Source organism: Anaerobium acetethylicum, assembly GCF_900096945.1.
GTDB lineage: Bacteria > Bacillota > Clostridia > Lachnospirales > Lachnospiraceae > Anaerobium > Anaerobium acetethylicum.
Genome location: NZ_FMKA01000003.1, coordinates 20,184 through 34,200 on the forward strand (window position 1 = coordinate 20,184; position 14,017 = coordinate 34,200).

The 14,017-nt window shown below is 44.3% G+C and carries 16 protein-coding genes; 1 reads left to right on the forward strand and 15 read right to left on the reverse strand.

The features are described from left to right. Positions 1-21: 21 nt before the first annotated feature. The 3 genes from pyrH to rpsB form a co-directional block, all read right to left on the reverse strand. Complete coding sequence (gene pyrH / locus BJR36_RS04250; protein ID WP_091230627.1) at positions 22-720, reverse strand: UMP kinase; 699 nt, start codon at positions 718-720, stop codon at positions 22-24. Between the two features lie 247 nt (positions 721-967). Then, positions 968-1,891, reverse strand: coding sequence for a translation elongation factor Ts (tsf, locus tag BJR36_RS04255; protein ID WP_091230630.1), 924 nt, complete (start codon positions 1,889-1,891; stop codon positions 968-970). Positions 1,892-1,982: 91 nt separating this feature from the next. Beyond that, the gene (gene rpsB, locus BJR36_RS04260) at positions 1,983-2,708 is read right to left on the reverse strand and encodes a 30S ribosomal protein S2 (protein WP_091230633.1); all 726 of its coding nucleotides are present in this window, start codon (positions 2,706-2,708) and stop codon (positions 1,983-1,985) included. A gap of 392 nt (positions 2,709-3,100) precedes the next feature. Between rpsB and BJR36_RS04265 the strand changes: the two genes are divergently transcribed. Further along, entirely contained in the window at positions 3,101-3,631 is a 531-nt protein-coding gene (locus BJR36_RS04265; protein WP_091230635.1) for a hypothetical protein, read from the forward strand. Between the two features lie 149 nt (positions 3,632-3,780). On the opposite strand, the gene BJR36_RS04270 is transcribed toward BJR36_RS04265, so the two are convergent. Genes BJR36_RS04270 through BJR36_RS04325 form a run of 12 tightly spaced genes read right to left on the reverse strand, consistent with a single transcriptional unit; the run spans position 3,781 to position 14,015 of the window. Beyond that, the gene (locus BJR36_RS04270) at positions 3,781-4,344 is read right to left on the reverse strand and encodes a hypothetical protein (protein ID WP_091230638.1); all 564 of its coding nucleotides are present in this window, start codon (positions 4,342-4,344) and stop codon (positions 3,781-3,783) included. Beyond that, entirely contained in the window at positions 4,341-5,099 is a 759-nt protein-coding gene (locus tag BJR36_RS04275) for a DUF6115 domain-containing protein (protein ID WP_091230641.1), read from the reverse strand. The genes BJR36_RS04270 and BJR36_RS04275 overlap by 4 nt, the downstream gene beginning before the upstream one ends. A 45-nt stretch (positions 5,100-5,144) precedes the next feature. Beyond that, positions 5,145-6,554 (reverse strand): DUF342 domain-containing protein, encoded by a 1,410-nt coding sequence (locus BJR36_RS04280; RefSeq protein WP_091230643.1) that lies wholly within the window; start codon positions 6,552-6,554, stop codon positions 5,145-5,147. A 12-nt stretch (positions 6,555-6,566) separates the two neighbouring features. Further along, the gene (locus tag BJR36_RS04285) at positions 6,567-7,334 is read right to left on the reverse strand and encodes a FliA/WhiG family RNA polymerase sigma factor (protein WP_091231108.1); all 768 of its coding nucleotides are present in this window, start codon (positions 7,332-7,334) and stop codon (positions 6,567-6,569) included. Positions 7,335-7,367: 33 nt separating this feature from the next. Further along, entirely contained in the window at positions 7,368-7,598 is a 231-nt protein-coding gene (locus BJR36_RS04290; RefSeq protein ID WP_091230646.1) for a hypothetical protein, read from the reverse strand. Between the two features lie 21 nt (positions 7,599-7,619). After that, entirely contained in the window at positions 7,620-8,105 is a 486-nt protein-coding gene (locus BJR36_RS04295; RefSeq protein WP_091230649.1) for a chemotaxis protein CheD, read from the reverse strand. Positions 8,106-8,123: 18 nt separating this feature from the next. Next, on the reverse strand, positions 8,124-8,738 hold the full coding sequence (locus tag BJR36_RS04300) for a chemotaxis protein CheC (protein ID WP_091230651.1): 615 nt from the start codon (positions 8,736-8,738) through the stop codon (positions 8,124-8,126). Positions 8,739-8,759: 21 nt separating this feature from the next. Next, positions 8,760-9,206, reverse strand: coding sequence for a chemotaxis protein CheW (locus BJR36_RS04305; protein ID WP_091230654.1), 447 nt, complete (start codon positions 9,204-9,206; stop codon positions 8,760-8,762). 11 nt (positions 9,207-9,217) lie between these two features. Further along, positions 9,218-11,266 carry a chemotaxis protein CheA gene (locus BJR36_RS04310; protein ID WP_091230655.1) on the reverse strand — a complete coding sequence of 683 codons (2,049 nt, stop codon included), beginning with the start codon at positions 11,264-11,266 and terminating at the stop codon, positions 9,218-9,220. Beyond that, entirely contained in the window at positions 11,256-12,341 is a 1,086-nt protein-coding gene (locus BJR36_RS04315) for a protein-glutamate methylesterase/protein-glutamine glutaminase (protein ID WP_091230658.1), read from the reverse strand. The genes BJR36_RS04310 and BJR36_RS04315 overlap by 11 nt, the downstream gene beginning before the upstream one ends. 5 nt (positions 12,342-12,346) lie before the next feature. Then, positions 12,347-13,093 carry a flagellar brake protein gene (locus tag BJR36_RS04320; RefSeq protein WP_091230661.1) on the reverse strand — a complete coding sequence of 249 codons (747 nt, stop codon included), beginning with the start codon at positions 13,091-13,093 and terminating at the stop codon, positions 12,347-12,349. 16 nt (positions 13,094-13,109) lie between these two features. Continuing rightward, the gene (locus BJR36_RS04325) at positions 13,110-14,015 is read right to left on the reverse strand and encodes a nucleotide-binding protein (RefSeq protein ID WP_091230663.1); all 906 of its coding nucleotides are present in this window, start codon (positions 14,013-14,015) and stop codon (positions 13,110-13,112) included. Between the last annotated feature and the right edge of the window lie 2 nt (positions 14,016-14,017).

Here is a 14,017-nt window from a genome sequence, read left to right on the forward strand (position 1 = left end):
CGTTTATCATTATATATCCATTTATGATACAGTTACTTTTGTACCATTGAGTTTTCCTTCAATTGTATTGATAATACTGTCTGTTTCATTCAGACTGAATACAAGCATCGGCATCTTGTTTTCCATGCACATGATTGATGCCGTAAGGTCTACTACCGCAAGCTTGTTGTCGATTACATCCTGTATATGGATCTCATCGAATCTGACCGCTTCCGGATTGATCTTAGGATCGCTGTCATAGACTCCGTCGACTGCTTTGGCAAGAAGTATGGCATCCGCCTCTATCTCGACTGCTCTTAATACCGTAGTCGTATCTGTTGAAAAGTAAGGGTGTCCGATTCCGCCTGCAAAAAATACGACCTTTCCTTCTTCCAGGTTCCTGACGGCCTTATCCTTTGAGAAAAGATCAGTGAACGCACCACATGTGAATGGAGTGAATATCTCTGTCGACATGCCTGCAGTCCGGAAGATTTCAGACACATAAAGGCAGTTCATGACAGTTGCGAGCATGCCGATCTGGTCAGCCTTCGTCCTGTCTATGTTTTCGCTGGTCCTTCCTCTCCAGAAATTACCGCCGCCTATTACGACGCCAACCTGGATTCCTTTGTCTGTAATCGTTTTGACCTGCTTTGCGACCTCAGTCACCGTAGCTTCGTCAAAACCTGTTTTCTTATCGCCTGCGAGGGCTTCCCCGCTTAATTTAAGTAAAACTCTTTTCATCATTTTTACCTCTTATCGCTTTTTATCGTCTTCAAAGAATTTATTGTACATATTACATCCATTGTATCACAATTTCATAAAATAGTATAAGAATTTATTTCTGCTGCTTTTCCGAAAGGACTATTGTCTGTTACCGGTCACGGAGTGAACAATAACTTTTGACTTGACTGCCATATATTTTTATGTAAAGAAAACGGCTTCACGAAACACTTCGCAAAGCCGTCTTCTGTACAGCTTGTATTAATAATTACTGGCCTAACTGTCTTGCTACTTCTTCTGCAAAGTTTTCTTCTTTCTTTTCGATACCTTCGCCTGTTTCAAAACGGATGAAACGTTTTACAGTAATTTTAGCTCCTGCTTCTTTAGCTACCTGATCAACGTATTTTCCAACTGTAAGATCGCCGTCTTTTACATAAACCTGATCTAAGAGACAAACTTCCTTGAGTTCTTTGTTTAAACGTCCGATGATCATTTTTTCAATGATGTTTTCAGGTTTTCCAGGATTTTCGTTCATAGCCTGTGCTTTTAAGATTTCTGTTTCATGAGCGATATAATCTTCTGAAACTTCATTTCTTGATACATACTTAGGAGTGATTGCTGCAACCTGCATTGCAACATTCTTGAGTGCTTCTTTCACAGTGTCGTTAACAACGTCTGTTTCAGCTTCAACAACAACACCGATTCTTCCGCCGCCATGGATATAGGATACGACACATCCGTTTTCAGCTGTCACTTTTGCAAATCTTCTGATGTTGAGGTTTTCACCAATCACTGCGATTTTTTCTGAAAGAACATCTTTTACAGTCTTAGTAGCGTCTTTTGCCCATGCTGATGCTAATAAAGCTTCTACATCTGCAACATCTGCAGCTGCAACCTGTTCAACAACATCTGCTACGAATCCCTGGAATTCAGCATTCTTTGCAACGAAATCTGTTTCGCTGTTTACTTCTACGATCGCTGCTACTTTATCGTCTTTGATGATTGCCTGAACCATACCTTCAGCTGCGATTCTTCCAGCTTTCTTTTCAGCTTTTGCCTGACCGTTCTTTCTTAAGTATTCAATTGCTAAGTCCATATCTCCGTCAGTTTCTGAAAGTGCTTTTTTGCAATCCATCATACCTGCGCCGCTTATTTCTCTTAATTCTTTTACCATTGCTGCTGTAACTGCCATCTTAAATACCTCCGTATATTTTTTAAATTTTTGTTCTGCATATGAAAATGCTTCAACCTGTCACACAGGCTGAAGCATTGAAATCTAAAATTTAAGCTTCAACTGCCACTTCAGCTGCTTCTTCAGTCATCTGACTTCCCTGATTAGCTTCGATTACTGCATCTGCCATCTTAGATACGATAAGCTTAACTGCTCTGATTGCGTCATCGTTTCCTGGGATAACGAAATCTAATTCTTCTGGATCACAGTTAGTATCAGCGATACCAACCAACGGAATTCCGAGTGTATGTGCTTCCTGGATACAGATTCTTTCCTTCTTAGGATCTACAACAAAGATAGCGTCTGGCACTCTCTTCATGTTCTTGATTCCGCCAAGGTTCTTTTCGAGCTTTCCTAATTCTTTCTTTAATTCGATTACTTCTTTTTTAGGAAGAACTTCGAAAGTTCCATCTTCCTGCATAGTTTCGATCGCTTTTAATCTTGCGATTCTGCTCTGGATGGTTTTGAAGTTTGTAAGCATTCCGCCTAACCATCTTTCGTTGATATAGTACATTCCGCAACGTTCAGCTTCTGCTTTGATAGCGTCCTGAGCCTGCTTTTTAGTACCTACGAAAAGAACTGTGCCTCCATCAGCAACTACGTCTGAGATTGCTTTGTAAGCTTCGTCTACTTTACCTACAGATTTCTGTAAGTCGATAATGTAGATTCCGTTTCTTTCTGTGTAGATGTACTCTGCCATTTTAGGGTTCCATCTTCTTGTCTGATGTCCAAAATGTACACCTGCTTCAAGTAACTGTTTCATTGATATTACGCTCATAATTTACCTCCATTTGGTTGTTTTCTTCCGCATGCTTCCCTTCTCCAGGCTACCTTTTAGGCACCGTCCTGAAAATCCGAATGCGTGTTTTTTTAACGTAACGATTATATCACAAAGATTTGTGGTAATCAAGTTATTATTTGAAACTCTTTTGAACCGTCGTTACTATTCACAGCCATTTTAATGTGTTGTGTTATTTTTCAACATCTTCTCCTCAACACATAACCCATTTATTTTGTACTCCATTGTGTTAAAACGCCTTGAAAAATGAGCACTTTTCAGCATTTTTTCTTGCATTAGTAATTGGCATATCATACAATAAACACATCCCGATTAAGGCGATAATTCTTATTATATAATAATTTGAAGTTATAAACATACAGGAGGTCACTATGCAATACTATCAATTTGAAAAAATCTTTTCTCAGATGGAAAAAGAATTTGGGAAAGTAAACTCTGGCCAGGAAGAATATCATGCTATGATGCTGATGCCGTTAGAAGGTAACGCGCTTAAAATCCACCGTAAATATCCTTCCTCTAATAGCAGAAGGCTCAGAGAGGCCATTGCATTAGTTCTCTTCGATGTAAAAGAACAATGTACAGGAGAAAGCATTAATACGGATTCTTTTCGAGACGATGACAATCAGCGCCTTGAAAGAGCACTTCTTATGGCATTCGATCCCTTTACAAACCAAGAAGTAAAAGAAGTCATCACTAGCCAGACAACTATTGATTTATCCGATCATGACCAGCTTCATGCTTACTATGTTGAACCCGTCCGCTGTCTTTTGAGAATAAAAGAATCGATAGATACATGGGTTAAACAGAACGGGGCTGATGGATATTTTGATTTTATAGAGCAGTTCATGGGGTCCAAAATTCATGGGGATGAAATGAAATTTTCCGTTTTGGCACCAAAATAATCAATACAGAAAGAGTCTACTCTTATGATGAATCGAGTAGGCTCTTTTTTATTCATTTATCCGGCTCTGAATAGTAACGAACTATCCACTCCGGCATTACTGTTCACTCTGTGACTAGTAACACGCTTCCATCCCAAATATGCATCCTGCTAATGTCCTGAAATCGTTTCTGCAATCTCTTCGTATGTGGAATCGCTCCCGAATACATAGTCTCCGGTCTGTATTGAATTCTGGTAACCGCACTTTTCCAGGTAGGAGATAAAGTTTTCACTTTTTCCGACAAGTCCGGCTGCTTCCAGAAGGTCTGCAATGTCTTCGGAACACATTCCGGGAGTGATTGTAATTGCCACATCTGACGCCCCGTATGGTTCTGTTCTGCCTCCGGATATCTCTGCCGATGAAAGGTCTCCTTCCTCTGCAGATTCCTCTGCTGGTGGCAGCGTTGCTGCCTGATCTGATGCCTCTTCCTCCTGAACCATTTCAGCCGCCTGATTCCCGGCTGTTTCCAATGTCCCCTTCTCCTCGTCTTCCGCTTTTCCTTCCGCCTTCAGGAAGAGGACATTCTCCTCCCTTACCATTCCGAGCGCCTCTGCTTTTTCCATAATTTCCTTGTTGCTCATGGTCTGGTCCCGGAAGCTGAATGCGATGGACAGCACTGCCGCAGCTATGATTATTCCTGTTCCCAGACCTCTTACATAATGGCTTGATTTCATTTTCTTTCCTCTTTAAATAGATCCAGCACAAGCCGGACTTCACCGACTCCTATTCCCAGTTCCTTAGCAATTTTCAGATGCGTCATTCCGTTTTTGTACAAATCCATAATTTTGCTGTTGCTGTTTGTGCCAGTATTTCTGATTTCTTTGGTTTCTTCTTTGATTTTTTCTTTGATCTCTTCTTTAGTCTCTTCTTCTGTTTCTTCTGTCTCTTGTTTAGTCTCTTGCTTAGTCTCTTGCTTAGTTTCTTGTTTAGTCTCTTGCTTAGTCTCTTGCTTAGTTTCTTGCTTAGTTTCTTGCTTAGTTTCTTGCTTAGTCTCTTCTTCCAACCCTTTCAGAGAAACCGGACCTGCCGCTTCTGCCGGTTGCAAAGGCTTCGCTTCCGGTCCTCCCAGGTCTTTTTTTATGGCTTTTTCCTTATCGTTGAGCATGCTGTATAAAAACATCACTTCCTTGTGGCTCCTGTTGATCTCAGCAAGTACTGTATCAGAATATTCGCTTACAGCCATTATCTTTTCATTTGATAATTTTGCAAGTTCCCTTTCTGTCTTCTCTACTACATTTTCCGCGGTCTCATCAACAGTGCTGTCAATTTTCAGCTTTGCTTCTATGATTTCCTTCTCTATCATGGTTTTAAAAACATCTGCCTTAGCGACGGGTCCTCCGCTTTGATCAGATGTTTTTTCGGAAATGAAGTAACTTCCCGCAACCAGGGCAATGCCTATTATGATTAGACACATTTCTAAAACTGTCATCTGTTTCTCCTTGCTATCTCTATACTGGACAGCTGCCAGAGCAGCCTAGAGCGGCAGCATTTTGATTTCTGCGCCTTCTCTTACGAATTGGCTGTATTTCCTTTCATCCCTTATAAAGAGCATGGAATCAGAAATCACAAGCCTTGTTCCCGGATATATGGTACCGCTGGCCTTTATTCTTGCATCTGTATCCCTGGCCAGGATACCGCTTATCTTCTCTATCTCGTTTTTATTTTCCTCATAGCTGATTTCTATTCCACGGAAGACCTCTGCAAGTTTACGTATATCCTGCATTTTGTCAGACGCAATTTTTTCTCCCATTCCAAGTTTTTTTCTGAATGCCGATAAAATCGGCATCATCCTGGCAAGTTCCTTCTCCTGATTTCGGACTTCCTTCTTCAGCTCCTGATACTGTTCCTTCATCAGTGGGTCTGCACCGACTTCGATCACTGTATCCGAACCCATCGGGGAACCCAGCGTATTCGCTTTTACCAGATTTGCAGCCCTTACCATTCCGCCGATGATATAGCCTTTCCGTCCTTCTACACAGATTTCACCCTTTGAAGAGACCCTGCTGTGGAGTATTGCTTCTGCAATGACGTCGCCTTGTGCTGTTGCCTGGGCACTCTCAATGAATTTCGTTATGATATTTCCTCCTGCATAAAGGCTTCCTTTGCCCATGCCCTGTATACCGCGCCTGAGTACTATGTGTCCTTTTGCTTCAAGAGCTGCTGCCTCTACAAATCCCCTGACCTCAATGTTTCCGGCTGCACTGACTTTGAATCCGCTTCTGACATTTCCATACACCACAACGCTTCCTTCGTAAATGATATCGCCGGTGGAGGTATCCACATCGCCTTTCACTTCATAGACATCAGATACAAGAACCTTGCCATCTATCAGGGATACATGTCCGCTTACATCTGACACGATCGACAGTTTATCTTCGGAAAGCGATATATTCCTTCCGAATCTGAGCATCTTCTTTTTCGCTTCCCTGGGCTTCAATATTTCCCCATAAATGTTCTGTCCTGGCTGCCCGGGTGTTTCCTTTATTAAAACAGCAAGCACCTCGCCCTTTTCAACATGACTGATATTATTGAGCTGGTGGAAATCAACAGTACCGTCATCATTGAGTTTTGGCCTTGCCTTCAGTTCTCTATTGAAATGATACCTTATTTCTGCATCCTTTCCTTTTACCGGTTCGGTTCCTTTTGCCACGATATACTCTGCAGAGTAGTCCCTCTCCTTCAAAAAGCTTTCTATTGCCGGAATGTCTATACCATGCCTGATTTCTTTCGAAGCCAGATAGTCCGTTATTTCTGACAGGGTCAGCCTCTGTCCCTGCTCAGATGGCGGGTAAAATCTTGCCGTAGCCTTCATTTTATCAGATGAAACTTCTATTTTCAGCATTTCATCCTGATTCTGTCCCAGATCTCCGTTCGTCTGCCCCATATTCTGCACTCCTTATATGCTGTTCAGTATGCCCATATAGCTTCCCATTTTCTGTTTCATCTTCTGCAGAGCCTTCGTATGGAGCTGTGAAATCCTCGATTCAGATACTTCAAGCACCTTGCTGATTTCCTTGAGCGTCATATCTTCATAATAATACAGAAGAATCACCTTCTTTTCCTTCTCGGTGAGAAGTTCCAGGGACTGGGCAAGGGTTTCCTTCAATTCGCTGCTCTCCACGATTTTTTCCGGCTGTTCGAAATGCGAGGATTTTCCGCCTTCATAAGGTATGTCGCTACCCTGCTCGAGATATTCGTTCAGTGATACCAGATTTGTTATTTTCATCTGGGACTTCCAGTTCAGCAGCTCATCCTGGGATATTTCCAGCTTTGCTGCCACTTCTTCATTTGTGGCGGACTTTCCGGATTCAGCCTCGATCATTCTGTTCGCTGCATCAATCTTCTTCTGTTTCTGTCTCAGCGTCCTCGGTATCCAGTCCATCTTACGTATCTGATCCAGTATAGCCCCCCTGATTCTGAGACTTGCGTAAGTTTCAAATTTCACAGCCTTTGTATAATCAAACTTGTCTATTGCATCAATGAGGCCAAATATTCCATATCCAACCAGGTCGTCATACTCAACATTATAGCCCAGATACATGCTGAGCCTTCCTGCTACCAGTTTAACAAGAGGGGCATATTCAATAATGATTTTTTCTCTTAATTCAGGCGTTCTGCCTTTTGAATAAGCCTCCCATAACTTCTGTTTCCCCGTTTCGTCCATATTTTCCTCCATTCGGCCTGATGCCTTTCCTGTTTATTTTTCCGTCTCCTCCTCTGATGTCTCTTCCTGGTCTTTGTTGTTATCTGTGTTTATCGTTCGCTCAACCACTATTTTTACAATACATCCCAATACATAGAAAACCAGCAGCACCATAAAAAGCGTTGTCAGGAATGTCATTGTGTTTACTTTTTGAAATGCTGTAACAATACATGTAATAAGCCCTGCAATCAGCATGATTATGGCCGGTATCTGTCTTGTATTCATCCTGTCCTCCTCAACATATCCTTATATTGATTTCGGCGGTCTCCCAACGGATTTGACCTTCAATTCCCCCGAAGCGGAATGGAATTCTATCGTCCTGCCATAGTTATCCCCTATATCTTCAGCCAAAACAGCTATGCCTAGTTCCCGCAGCTTCATCTTTGTAGCCTCTACATTCCGTAAGCCGATTTTCATCATATCGCTTTGTCTGCTGAAAGCAAACATCTGGGCTCCGCCCGCAATCTTTGCTACGAGTCTTCTTTTTACCGCACCCGACTCCACCATAGCCTCTACCAGCCCGGTAATTCCCGTGTCGGCAAATTTCGCCTTGTTCCTGTTGTTACTGATTTTTGTGCTGTCCGGCAGCATCACATGGGCGAGGCCCGCAACCCTTGATACCGGATCATAAAGTGCGATGCCTACGCACGAACCCAGCCCCAGCGTAGTAATCGCTTCCGGATAAGGACAGACTTTGTAATCTGCCATCCCTACTTTGATCATCTCGTTCATTTTCACTTTACCACCCTGTTATAGACCCAGAGCTTCCAGAATCCTGTCGTAGGATGCCAGCTCCGGAATAAGAATGAAATACCCGCTGATCATCATTTTTGCTGATATGCAGGTCTCAATAAGCAGTGCCTTGTCGCCGGTTTTTCCAAATTCAATTGCCGGTACGCTGAGAATTGCTCCGGCCATATCTATACTGATATAGGGAACCGATGCTGTAATTGTCAGATTGGTAAGGGCCGACAGGGATGACAGATATGCACCTGCAATTATATTCCCTGCCTCCTGCAGTGCTGATAAATCCATTGCAGAAAATGTGTTCCCCGCTGGTTTTTCCCTGCCCATAAGCTGGTCTGCAAGGCGGTGGGCCGAAGCCTCTTTTAACAGGAACATCATGCTTCCTGCCACATCGCCCTCCAACAGCAAATAGATTCCCACAACGATCTCTTCTTCGCTGCAGACCACAGAGGTAAGCTGATCGAATCCTGTCATTGCAACCTTCGGAATCTTCATGTCTATCCTCATGTTCAGAAGCTTTGCAAGAGCCGTGGTTGCATTCCCGGCTCCGATATTGCCTATTTCCTTAAGCACATCAAAATAAACCGAATCCATGTTATCCAAATCGACTTTTGGCATTTGCCGCGCCTCCCTGTTTATCTAGTCTGAAATAACGGCACTGATGTCAAATAGCGAAATCAGTTCATCATTATGCTTCCCTACTCCGTTTATGAATGAGCTCCTGCCTTCAGCAGAAACGCACATCTGTCTGTCCACATCGGCATCTTCGAGAGTTACTACTTCCCTTACCTCGTCTACAATGACACCAACTGCTCCCTGCTGCTCAGGTTCAAGAATAATGATCCTGGTTTCATTTGTAAACTCATCTTCGGAAAGGCCCATTTTTGTTCTGATGCTCATAACCGGCACGATTTCTCCTCTGAGATTGATCACCCCTCTGAAATAATGCTGAGCCTTCGGGACTCTGGTGATTTTCTGCATGCGCACAATGTTATCCACGTATTTAATATCAAAACCGTACTGTTCATCTTCAATCCTGACGACGATGTACTGAATCGGTCCTGATTCTGCTTTATTTTCTTCCATTCCGGCACCCCCTATACTAAAGTATTGACATCAAGGATCAGCGCTACTTCTCCATCGCCGAGAATGGTTGCTCCGCTGATCAGCTTGCTGTTTCTGATATATTTTCCAATCGGCTTGATTACGATTTCCTGCTGTCCTATAAGGCTGTCAACAACCAGCCCTGCGAATCTGTCGCCCTTCTTGATGATGACGACAGTCATATTTTCCTGCGCCTCTTCTACAGCTCCGGTTTCCAATATACCGTTCATCCGTACGACCGGGATTACAGCTCCCCTGAGATGGATTACTTCCCTTCCCTGTACATGCCTGATATCAGACACCGGTATATCTTCTATGGTCTGGATCGTTCCCAATGGAATCGCATACTTTTCTTTTGCGACCTCCACCATAAGCGCCTGTATGATCGCCAGGGTAAGTGGAAGCCTTATGATAAATTTACTTCCTTCTCCAAGAACGCTTCTGACCTCGACGTCCCCCCCAAGGCTCTCTATTTTTGACTTGACCACATCAAGTCCGACACCTCTGCCTGAAATATCCGAAACTTTTTTCGACATTGAAAAGCTTGGCAGGAACAGCAGGTTTATGATATCCCTGTCGTTCATGGTGTCCGCCTGTTCTCTGGTAATGGTTCCTCTTTCAACAGCTTTTTCCCTTACGTTCTCAACATCAATCCCATTTCCATCATCCCTTACTTCTATCACCACGTTGTTTCCGTCCTGATAGGCATCCAGAAAAATAGCTCCCTGTTCATTCTTTCCCCGGGCGATACGTTTTTCTCCAGATTCCAGTCCGTGATCGGCTGAGTTTCTCAGCAGATGCATGAGGGGATCGCCGATCTCATCTATTACCGTTCTGTCCAGTTCGGTATCCTCACCGCTCATATACAGTTCCATTTTTTTGTCCAGCTTCTTGCTCAGATCCCTGATCATCCTCGGAAAGCGGTTTACAACGCTCTCGATAGGAACCATCCTGACTTTCATCACGGATTCATGGAGATTTGTCGTAACCCTTTCCAGGTATTCAATCTGATCACGAAAACCATTACGGCCTCTGCCTGAATCAGTGGAATCGGCCGACACGATGCTGTTTTTTGCAATAATGAGTTCGCTGACCAGGTTCATCAGTTCATCCAGTTTCTCTATGTCGACTCTCACTGTGCGGTTTGAAACAGGTTTTCCCTGCTTTTTTGTGGAAACAGCCTGGTTTTTCTGTTCCTTTGCTTCCCCTGGCTGTTCCTTTTCATTTTCCTTGGTTTCGGCACTTCCGGCTTCGGATACAGAATCAGATTTGAGTTCGATTTTGCCTCCTGTTGCTTTTGCAATTTCCGAAACGTTTTCAACAGCCTTGATTATTTTTTCAACCGGATGCTCTGAAATCACAAGCAGGCTGAAATCAAAATCGAATTTTTCATCTTCGATATCATCTACGCCTGGCTCTGCTCTGACAATTTCACCAAGTTCTTCTATTGCCTTAAACACAAGAAACGCTCTGGCCGCTTTCAGCACGCAGCTTTCCTGTACATAAACAGTCAGACCGTATACATTCATTCCCTGGCTGACAGCCTCATCGAATGCATGCATCTCATAATCCGCAATTTTGATGCTTCTGTATTTGTTTTCATCAGAAGCCGGTGCTGCAGTTTTTCCTGCTGTTTTCGCTATAACCGCCGCAGTGCTTTCGCCGCCGAGCAGCCGGTTCAGTTCTCCGACGATCTTTTCATTATCGTCAGTTCCCTCGTCCGATGTCTGCTGGATATTTTCCAGATATGCTTCAAGGGCATCCAGGCACTGAAAAAGCACATCGACCAGTTCTGCAGTCACGCTCATCTTTCCGTTCCTGATTTCAGACAGCACATTTTCCATATCATGGGTCAGCCGCTGCATCCTCTTATAGCCCATAGTGCCTGCCATCCCTTTAAGGGAATGGGCAGCACGGAAGATTTCGTTTATCGTATCCTTATTATCAGGCTCCTTCTCTATAATGAGCAGGTGCTCGTTCAGACTCTGTAAATGTTCTTTTGTTTCATCGATAAAAATTTCCAAATACTGGCTAACATCCATTTTCATGTACCCCCACATTCTTCATAATTGATTCAGATAATTTGTCGAGCGGCACTACTGCATCTGCAAGACAGGCATCTGCTATTGCCTTGGGCATTCCATATACAACGCTTGTCGCTTCGTCCTGGGCTATGACATAGGTGCTTTTTCCCGTGCTGAGTCTGCGTATGCCTTCAGTTCCGTCGCTGCCCATTCCTGTCATCACCACACAGATGATTTCATCGAAACCGCAGTCCAGAAGCGATTCGTACATCAGGTTTGCGCATGGCCTGAGTCCTCCGACAGGAGCGTCCTTCGTGAGCAGGACCCTGTGCCTTTTCATACCGTCCCTGGCGATTTTCATATGCATTCCGCCGGGTGCTATGTATGCGCATCCATTTTCTATCATTTCCCCATCCTCTGCTTCCTTCACCCTGATCCGGCTCATTTCGTTAAGGCGCAGGGCAAGGGAATTGGTAAATCCGGGGGGCATATGCTGTACAATCAGTATGCCGGCATCTATATCAGCGGGAATCAGCGGCAGGACCGACTGTAAAGACCTTGGGCCTCCAGTGGAACAGGCAAGGGCCACAACCCTGGATCCTCCGGCTTCAGCGGTGTTTCTGCTGACCTCCGTATCCTTCAGGGCCCGCACTGTCTTTCTGCAGACAGGCTCCTGAGACTTCTCACCAGAACGGGGCATTACTGCTGCCGCAAGCATCTCGAGCAGTGCCTGCTTAAAGCCGATGCCTCTGGCTTCCAGGTAATTTCCCGGCTTGGTGACGAAATCAAAAGCTCCAAGTTCAAGGGCTCTGATTGTTTCTGCCGCACCTTCTCTGGTCAGTGTACTGACCATTACGATCCTGGCCTTCATCTTGTTTTTCTGAAGCTGTTCTAATAGTTCAAGCCCTGTCATCCTGGGCATATTGATGTCAAGCAGGACGGCATCGTATTCCTTTTCAATCAGCAGTTCAAAAGCCTCGAGCCCGTCTTTTGCCATATCTGCAGTCCGGAACCGTTTATCCGATTCCACAATATCGCTCATGACTCTTCTCATAAGCGCGGAGTCATCAACAATCAGAATATTTTTTTTCATATTTTTCAGCTCTTTTCACTCTTGCGGATTTTTCTTTCTTCTTCAAATATATATCGGATAATCGCTTCTCTTTCATCACTTACGATCTGTTCAAACTCAATTCTGTTTCCGAAGGACGACTTTCTGTTGGCCGTTTCTTCCGAAAGCAGCACTCTGCCGATTACATGAAACTCCCTCAGTATAAAATTCTGCTGTATATGAAAGCAGATAGCCATGAGGCTTCCTTTTTCAAGCTGCCGGTCGGTGACCAGATTCATACCGCCTCCGCTTATATCCACAATGGTGCCCTGCTCGAATTTTTTTGCGGGAGCTTCCATTTCTTCGGCAATTCCCATCAGCAGGCTTTCCAGGTCCTCCCTGCTGCTTTCCGCCTCCGTCAGCGGTCTGAAATACGTATTGATGGTGCATCTGAATCTATAATGCTCCCTTCTCTGAAACTTGACAAGGGCTGATATAAGTTTCACAACCAGATAATAAATATTGCCGCTCCTGTTCCGCTCCACGACTCTTCCAAAGCATCTGTAAAGGCCTTTTTCCGTATAGAAAATCATTTCAAATATCCCGTTTAAAGGCAGAAGTATGATTCTGCCTCCTTCCATAGGCATGGTGACCTTTATATCTGTTTCGCCTGTGATATCTATTACCTGGCTCTTTAATTTCCGGTTATCGATTTTTATTTCTTTGACGTCTCCGTCCCTTCGCACTGCCTTGACTTCTGCTTTGTCCCCTATGGATAGTATGTCTGAAATCATAATCAAACCCCTTATTCTACATTTTTCTGTTCATCAGCCCGGCAATGATCTGGACGAAGCCCTGCTGCTGCGGCTGGTTCTGGGTACTTTCTGCAAATACAGAAGCCAGCCGTTCGAAGGCCTTCGATGATTTTGCCCAGGGGTTCTGGATGCTGATCGGGGTCTGCTGTATGACAGCTCTCGATATATTCCTGTCTTCCGGGACATAACCCAGGAATCCTATTCTGATATCAAGAAACCTTTTGACCACTGCATTCAGCTTACTGTAAAGAACTGCGCCTTCATGCTCAGACCCGACCCTGTTCGTTACCACACGTATGCTGGTATTTTCATTGCCAAATCCCGGAGTCCTGTTCAATATCTTAAGGAGCGAGTAGGCGTCCGTTACCGAAGTCGGTTCCGGCGTCACTACCAGCAGGATTTCAGCGCATGCCGTCAGAAAACTGACGACCGAATCCGATATTCCCGCACCCGTGTCAATAATGATGATATCAGCTATCTCGTCCAGTTCACAGAGGCAGCCTGCCAGATATTCGATCTGAGGCTTCGTCAGGTTCCCCATGCCGGGAATCCCGGATCCTCCTGATATAAAACCAATGCCCATAGGCCCCTGGGTTATGATGTCCCTGATGCCTTTTCCTCCGTAGATCAGATCGCTGAAATTATACTTTGGAACAGCCCCGAACATGACCTCTATGTTGGCCAGTCCGAAATCAGCATCGAAAATGACCACCCTGTGCTGCAGCTTTGTCAGCTGTATGGCAAGATTTATCGATACGTTGGATTTTCCTACTCCGCCCTTCCCGCTTGTGACAGCTATCACCTTCGCCGGTTTCGGATGATCCTGGTTCTGTATTTTCTTCTGGCTGTTATCCTGTCTGTTCATTTTTATGATAGTTCTAAGCCGTTCTGCCTGATCCATTG